The sequence below is a fragment of the Aeromonas sp. ASNIH2 genome, assembly GCF_002934795.1.
Classification (GTDB): Bacteria; Pseudomonadota; Gammaproteobacteria; order Enterobacterales; family Aeromonadaceae; genus Aeromonas; species Aeromonas caviae.
This window is the reverse complement of sequence record NZ_CP026406.1, coordinates 1362345-1370000: the sequence shown is the minus strand read 5'-3', so window position 1 is coordinate 1370000 and position 7656 is coordinate 1362345. Positions and strand designations below refer to the sequence as shown.

The following is a 7656-nucleotide window of genomic DNA, read 5'->3' as shown; positions in this document are numbered from 1 at the left end:
AGAGAACTCGGGTGAAGGAACTAGGCAAAATAGAACCGTAACTTCGGGAGAAGGTTCGCTCTTGATGGTGAAGTCCCTTGCGGATGGAGCTGTCGGGAGTCGCAGTGACCAGATGGCTGGGACTGTTTATCAAAAACACAGCACTCTGCAAACACGAAAGTGGACGTATAGGGTGTGACACCTGCCCGGTGCCGGAAGGTTAATTGATGGGGTTAGCGCAAGCGAAGCTCTTGATCGAAGCCCCGGTAAACGGCGGCCGTAACTATAACGGTCCTAAGGTAGCGAAATTCCTTGTCGGGTAAGTTCCGACCTGCACGAATGGTGTAACCATGGCCATGCTGTCTCCACCCGAGACTCAGTGAAATCGAATTCGCCGTGAAGATGCGGTGTACCCGCGGCTAGACGGAAAGACCCCGTGAACCTTTACTACAGCTTGGCACTGAACATTGAACCTACATGTGTAGGATAGGTGGGAGGCTTTGAAGGCGTGACGCCAGTTGCGCTGGAGCCGTCCTTGAAATACCACCCTTGTATGTTTGATGTTCTAACGCAGGGCCCTGAATCGGGCTCGCGGACAGTGCCTGGTGGGTAGTTTGACTGGGGCGGTCTCCTCCCAAAGAGTAACGGAGGAGCACGAAGGTTGGCTAATACTGGTCGGACATCAGGAGGTTAGTGCAATGGCATAAGCCAGCTTAACTGCGAGACGGACAGGTCGAGCAGGTACGAAAGTAGGTCATAGTGATCCGGTGGTTCTGAATGGAAGGGCCATCGCTCAACGGATAAAAGGTACTCCGGGGATAACAGGCTGATACCGCCCAAGAGTTCATATCGACGGCGGTGTTTGGCACCTCGATGTCGGCTCATCACATCCTGGGGCTGAAGTCGGTCCCAAGGGTATGGCTGTTCGCCATTTAAAGTGGTACGCGAGCTGGGTTCAGAACGTCGTGAGACAGTTCGGTCCCTATCTGCCGTGGGCGTTGGATGATTGAAGGGAGTTGCTCCTAGTACGAGAGGACCGGAGTGAACGAACCTCTGGTGTTCGGGTTGTCACGCCAGTGGCACTGCCCGGTAGCTAAGTTCGGAATCGATAACCGCTGAAAGCATCTAAGCGGGAAGCGAGCCCTGAGATGAGTCATCCCTGACCCCTTGAGGGTCCTAAAGGGCCGTTGGAGACCACAACGTTGATAGGTGGGGTGTGTAAGCGTAGCGATACGTTGAGCTAACCCATACTAATTACCCGTGAGGCTTAACCATACAACACCCAAGAAGTGTTCAGAGACTTGTAGCAGATACCGAGAACGAATAACTAAATCAGCTTTTTCAGATTGAAGATTTTTGCCTGGCGGCAATAGCGCAGTGGAACCACCTGACCCCATGCCGAACTCAGAAGTGAAACGCTGTAGCGCCGATGGTAGTGTGGCATTCGCCATGCGAGAGTAGGACACTGCCAGGCACCCAACACGAAGAACCCCGCTCACTCGAGCGGGTTTTTTATTGCCTGAAATTCAGCCCTCACTGGAGGGCAAACGGGCACTATGGTGCTGTTTCCCGCCGTGTTTTCTGATACTCGCATTCATCATCCCAGCCAATATCGACGTGTTTGTGGCCCGTCTCTGCTCAATATCTATTCGAAAGCCTGCATTCTGGATATAAAAAGCACAGAATGTGATGCTTCTACCTTTCTTGTCATGCCTGCTCTGGTTTAATTCCCGGGTCCACATCGATGGACCAAGGAATCACAATAATTTGAGGAATGGACACATGTGCATATTCCCACGCATGGCGATCGCTCAATAACATTCATGCCGATCACGTAATAACATCCATGCCGATCACTCAATAACATCCCACGCCGATCACTTTTTACCCTCGATGGGAAACCATGATCGGCATCCATGTTATTGGTGACTTTTTCTCCCCGCTTCGTTAAACCCGCACTTTCCCATCTGCTCCAACAGAGGAACGTGCATGTCTGCGAGGCCTATCACTGTGAGAAAACTCAAAGAAATTCTTCGCCTTAAATATCAGGCTCAACTGGCTCATCGGCAGATCGCCCTCAGCCTGCATATCTCTCCTAGCACCGTATCCTATTACCTCAACCGGGCGGCTCAACTGGGTATCATGACCTGGCCCCTGTCTGAGTCCTGGGATGATGTCTCCCTGGAGCGCGCATTTCTCAAGACCTGCTCTGTCCATAAAACTCAGCACAAACCCACTCCCAACTGGGCCTTGTTGCATCAGGAACTCAAAAAACCAGGTCAAAAAGGCGTGACCCTCGAGCTGCTATGGCAGGAGTACGCCGAGCGCCATCCAGGCTCCCACTACAGCTACAACCACTTCTGTCGGCTCTATAAAGAGTGGGCGGCGCTGCTGCAACCCTCGATGCGGCAGACCCATATTGCGGGCGAAAAACTCTTTGTCGACTACTGCGGCCAGACCATGCCCATTGTCGATCCGCATACCGGCGAGATCCTTTACCGGGCCCAGATCTTTGTCGCCGTGCTGGGGGCCTCCAACTACACCTTTGCCGAGGCCACCCGCTCCCAGCAGCTCGATGACTGGGTGATGAGCCACAAGCGCGCTTTCGAGTTCTTTGGCGGTGTGCCGCAATTGGTGGTACCTGATTGCCTCAAGAGTGCCGTCAGCGTGGCGCGCAATACCGATCCGGATCTCAACCCTACCTACCAGATGCTGGCGGCCCATTTCGGTACGGCGATCATGCCCGCGCGGCCCCGCAAGCCGAAGGATAAGTCCAAGGCGGAGGTGGGCGTGCAGATCGTCACCCGCTGGATCCTGGCGGTGCTGCGTCATGAAACCTTCCATAGCCTGGCCCAGCTCAATCAGCGAATGGGTGAACTGCTGACCCGGCTCAACCAGAAATCCTTCCAGAAGCTGCCTGGCTGCCGTGCCTCACTGTTTGCCGAGCTCGATGCACCGGCGCTCAAGCCGTTGCCGGATTATCCCTATCACTACACCAAAGTAGTGCCGGTGCTGGTTGGTAAGGACTACCACGTCGATCTGGAAAAGCACTATTACTCAGTGCCCTATGCCTTGCAGGGCAAGCGGCTGGAGGCGCATCTGGCCGAGCATACCGTCACGCTGTACCACGCGGGCAAGATCGTGGCCGAACACCAGCGGAGTCATCACAAAGGCCAGCACAGCAGCCTGCGTGAACACATGCCCGCGCATCATCAGGCACTGCTGGAGTGGTCGCCAGAGCGACTGCTTGGCTGGGCGGCGTCCATCGGCCCCTACACCACGCATTGGGTGGATGGCTTTATCCGGCAGGCAGAGCATTCGACGCAAGCGGTGCGCCCTTGCCTGGCCTTGCTGGGGCAGAGCAAAACCTATGGCAAGGAGCGGCTGGAAGCGGCCTGCCTCCGGGGGCACCTGACCGGCGCCAACCGGCTGCACAACATCCGCAGCATGCTCAAGCATGGCCTGGAGGAGCAACAACTCATTGCCAACGAGCGACAGGATCCGCTGCAAGACATCCGTCATGACAATGTCCATGGCGAGCACTACTTCCACTAACCCCACGGATCAGGAGAAGCCGATGCAATTACACCTCGATGAACAACTAAGCCGCCTGCACTTGAGCGGCATGAAACAGGCTCTGAACCAGCAGCAGGCCCAGAGCATGCTGTACCTGGATATGGGTTTTGAAGAGCGGCTGCAACTATTACTGAGCCATGAGCTGGTGCAGCGGGAGCAGAGGAAAACCAACCGCCTGGAGAAGCAAGCCCGGTTCCGGCTAGCCGGACAGGTGGAGCAGCTCGACTATCGGGCGGGTCGAGGCGTGAGCAAAGCGCAGATCCGCCAACTGCTGGAAGGACACTGGCTGAGTCATCAACAAAACCTGCTGCTAACGGGCGCGGCAGGCTGTGGCAAGAGTTACCTGGCGTGTGCCCTGGGCCGTTACTTTATCCGGCAAGGAGTGGGCGTGCGGTATTACCGGCTGAAAACCCTACTTGAAGAGATGCGACTGGCCCAAGCGGATGGCAGCTATCCGAAACTGCTGGAGCGGGTAAGCAACATAGGGGTACTGATCCTGGATGACTGGGGCATGGAGATGCTGGACGCGAGCGAACGCAGCAACCTGCTGGAGATCATCGATACCCGCTACGGCAACGTCTCAACGATAGTGGCGAGCCAATTGCCGGTGGAGAAGTGGTACGGGATGATCGGAGAGGCAACCTTCGCCGAGGCGATCTTGGACCGACTGATCCACAGAGCGGTGCGCGTGACCTTAACGGGAGAATCGATGAGAAAACAGGGCGCCAACTTGACCGATGCCGATCAGGCGGAGTAAAAGGAAGACGCTATAAACGCGGGCAGAAAAAAAGTGATCGGCATGATGTTATTGGCTGATCGACATGATGTTATTAGCCAACATGTTCAAAAGAACAGTAACGATGATGCTGGCGGCGGGAACCCTGGTATTAGGCGGTTGCGCATCCAATGGTGGTGCAGAGCAGGCAGCGGCGGACAACAGCGACTTCGGCGGCAAGTCCATCTACCTGCGTGGTGAGATGAACGACTGGATGGCCACCGACGAAAGCAAGGTCGTCAAGGTTGCCGACAAGCTCTACATGGCCAAGGGGACGCTCAAGAAAGAGTGGGCTCCTTACAAGTTCAAGTTTGCCGACTCCGGCTGGAGTTGTGGCACCAACTTCGGTTACAAGAGCCCGAGCGATGGCGTTGCCGTGCTCGGCGGGGAACCTGTACCGGTCAATCCGTGCTCCAAGTATGAGGACATGAAGTTCTCGCCCGAGGCGGATGGCGTCTATGAGTTCTATCTGAATATGGCGGGTGAGACACCGAGCGTATGGCTAATAACATCATGTCGATCAGCCAATAACATCATGCCGATCACTTTTTTTCTGCCCGCGTTTATAGCGTCTTCCTTTTACTCCGCCTGATCGGCATCGGTCAAGTTGGCGCCCTGTTTTCTCATCGATTCTCCCGTTAAGGTCACGCGCACCGCTCTGTGGATCAGTCGGTCCAAGATCGCCTCGGCGAAGGTTGCCTCTCCGATCATCCCGTACCACTTCTCCACCGGCAATTGGCTCGCCACTATCGTTGAGACGTTGCCGTAGCGGGTATCGATGATCTCCAGCAGGTTGCTGCGTTCGCTCGCGTCCAGCATCTCCATGCCCCAGTCATCCAGGATCAGTACCCCTATGTTGCTTACCCGCTCCAGCAGTTTCGGATAGCTGCCATCCGCTTGGGCCAGTCGCATCTCTTCAAGTAGGGTTTTCAGCCGGTAATACCGCACGCCCACTCCTTGCCGGATAAAGTAACGGCCCAGGGCACACGCCAGGTAACTCTTGCCACAGCCTGCCGCGCCCGTTAGCAGCAGGTTTTGTTGATGACTCAGCCAGTGTCCTTCCAGCAGTTGGCGGATCTGCGCTTTGCTCACGCCTCGACCCGCCCGATAGTCGAGCTGCTCCACCTGTCCGGCTAGCCGGAACCGGGCTTGCTTCTCCAGGCGGTTGGTTTTCCTCTGCTCCCGCTGCACCAGCTCATGGCTCAGTAATAGTTGCAGCCGCTCTTCAAAACCCATATCCAGGTACAGCATGCTCTGGGCCTGCTGCTGGTTCAGAGCCTGTTTCATGCCGCTCAAGTGCAGGCGGCTTAGTTGTTCATCGAGGTGTAATTGCATCGGCTTCTCCTGATCCGTGGGGTTAGTGGAAGTAGTGCTCGCCATGGACATTGTCATGACGGATGTCTTGCAGCGGATCCTGTCGCTCGTTGGCAATGAGTTGTTGCTCCTCCAGGCCATGCTTGAGCATGCTGCGGATGTTGTGCAGCCGGTTGGCGCCGGTCAGGTGCCCCCGGAGGCAGGCCGCTTCCAGCCGCTCCTTGCCATAGGTTTTGCTCTGCCCCAGCAAGGCCAGGCAAGGGCGCACCGCTTGCGTCGAATGCTCTGCCTGCCGGATAAAGCCATCCACCCAATGCGTGGTGTAGGGGCCGATGGACGCCGCCCAGCCAAGCAGTCGCTCTGGCGACCACTCCAGCAGTGCCTGATGATGCGCGGGCATGTGTTCACGCAGGCTGCTGTGCTGGCCTTTGTGATGACTCCGCTGGTGTTCGGCCACGATCTTGCCCGCGTGGTACAGCGTGACGGTATGCTCGGCCAGATGCGCCTCCAGCCGCTTGCCCTGCAAGGCATAGGGCACTGAGTAATAGTGCTTTTCCAGATCGACGTGGTAGTCCTTACCAACCAGCACCGGCACTACTTTGGTGTAGTGATAGGGATAATCCGGCAACGGCTTGAGCGCCGGTGCATCGAGCTCGGCAAACAGTGAGGCACGGCAGCCAGGCAGCTTCTGGAAGGATTTCTGGTTGAGCCGGGTCAGCAGTTCACCCATTCGCTGATTGAGCTGGGCCAGGCTATGGAAGGTTTCATGACGCAGCACCGCCAGGATCCAGCGGGTGACGATCTGCACGCCCACCTCCGCCTTGGACTTATCCTTCGGCTTGCGGGGCCGCGCGGGCATGATCGCCGTACCGAAATGGGCCGCCAGCATCTGGTAGGTAGGGTTGAGATCCGGATCGGTATTGCGCGCCACGCTGACGGCACTCTTGAGGCAATCAGGTACCACCAATTGCGGCACACCGCCAAAGAACTCGAAAGCGCGCTTGTGGCTCATCACCCAGTCATCGAGCTGCTGGGAGCGGGTGGCCTCGGCAAAGGTGTAGTTGGAGGCCCCCAGCACGGCGACAAAGATCTGGGCCCGGTAAAGGATCTCGCCGGTATGCGGATCGACAATGGGCATGGTCTGGCCGCAGTAGTCGACAAAGAGTTTTTCGCCCGCAATATGGGTCTGCCGCATCGAGGGTTGCAGCAGCGCCGCCCACTCTTTATAGAGCCGACAGAAGTGGTTGTAGCTGTAGTGGGAGCCTGGATGGCGCTCGGCGTACTCCTGCCATAGCAGCTCGAGGGTCACGCCTTTTTGACCTGGTTTTTTGAGTTCCTGATGCAACAAGGCCCAGTTGGGAGTGGGTTTGTGCTGAGTTTTATGGACAGAGCAGGTCTTGAGAAATGCGCGCTCCAGGGAGACATCATCCCAGGACTCAGACAGGGGCCAGGTCATGATACCCAGTTGAGCCGCCCGGTTGAGGTAATAGGATACGGTGCTAGGAGAGATATGCAGGCTGAGGGCGATCTGCCGATGAGCCAGTTGAGCCTGATATTTAAGGCGAAGAATTTCTTTGAGTTTTCTCACAGTGATAGGCCTCGCAGACATGCACGTTCCTCTGTTGGAGCAGATGGGAAAGTGCGGGTTTAACGAAGCGGGGAGAAAAAGTCACCAATAACATGGATGCCGATCATGGTTTCCCATCGAGGGTAAAAAGTGATCGGCGTGGGATGTTATTGAGTGATCGGCATGGATGTTATTACGTGATCGGCATGAATGTTATTGAGCGATCGCCATGCGTGGGAATATGCAGCGTATACGTCAAGAAACCCTGAGATAGTCTCTCGCTTTAAATCTCTCGGAAATTGAACTGGTTAAATGCCCTGGCCCAGAAATCTGCTGGCCGGGGCATTTTTTTACGATAGAATCGGCGCCCTTATGACGGATGAATCACAATATATTGTGCTTTGAGTTCTTAAATTCACTACTGGTAGTATTTTTGTCACGATAT

At 55.9% G+C, this 7656-nt stretch carries 4 protein-coding genes, 2 rRNA genes and 1 pseudogene (1 of these 7 cut by a window edge); 5 read left to right on the top strand and 2 right to left on the bottom strand.

Going from position 1 to position 7656, the window contains the following annotated elements; all coding sequences use genetic code 11:
• The 5 genes and pseudogenes from C3F36_RS06215 to C3F36_RS06195 all read left to right on the top strand — a co-directional run.
• Nucleotides 1-1254, top strand: a 23S ribosomal RNA gene (locus tag C3F36_RS06215); it begins 1635 nt to the left of the window's first position.
• Nucleotides 1255-1338: 84 nt separating this feature from the next.
• Nucleotides 1339-1453: ribosomal RNA gene (gene rrf, locus C3F36_RS06210) — 5S ribosomal RNA — on the top strand.
• A 515-nt stretch (nt 1454-1968) separates the two neighbouring features.
• Nucleotides 1969-3534, top strand: a complete 1566-nt coding sequence (istA, locus tag C3F36_RS06205) for an IS21-like element ISAs27 family transposase (protein WP_043851823.1) — start codon at nt 1969-1971, stop codon at nt 3532-3534.
• A 22-nt stretch (nt 3535-3556) separates the two neighbouring features.
• A complete protein-coding gene (istB, locus tag C3F36_RS06200) occupies nt 3557-4312 on the top strand; it encodes an IS21-like element ISAs27 family helper ATPase IstB (RefSeq protein WP_043851824.1) in 756 nt (251 codons plus the stop codon).
• Between the two features lie 82 nt (nt 4313-4394).
• Nucleotides 4395-4835 (top strand): annotated as a pseudogene (locus tag C3F36_RS06195) (pullulanase); the annotation flags it as partial.
• Between the two features lie 74 nt (nt 4836-4909).
• On the opposite strand, the gene istB (C3F36_RS06190) reads toward C3F36_RS06195, so the two are convergent.
• Both istB (C3F36_RS06190) and istA (C3F36_RS06185) read right to left on the bottom strand, forming a co-directional pair.
• Complete coding sequence (gene istB, locus C3F36_RS06190; RefSeq protein ID WP_043851824.1) at nt 4910-5665, bottom strand: IS21-like element ISAs27 family helper ATPase IstB; 756 nt, start codon at nt 5663-5665, stop codon at nt 4910-4912.
• Nucleotides 5666-5687: 22 nt separating this feature from the next.
• Nucleotides 5688-7253: an IS21-like element ISAs27 family transposase gene (istA, locus tag C3F36_RS06185; protein ID WP_043851823.1), complete on the bottom strand. Its 1566-nt coding sequence runs from the start codon at nt 7251-7253 to the stop codon at nt 5688-5690.
• Nucleotides 7254-7656 lie beyond the last annotated feature (403 nt).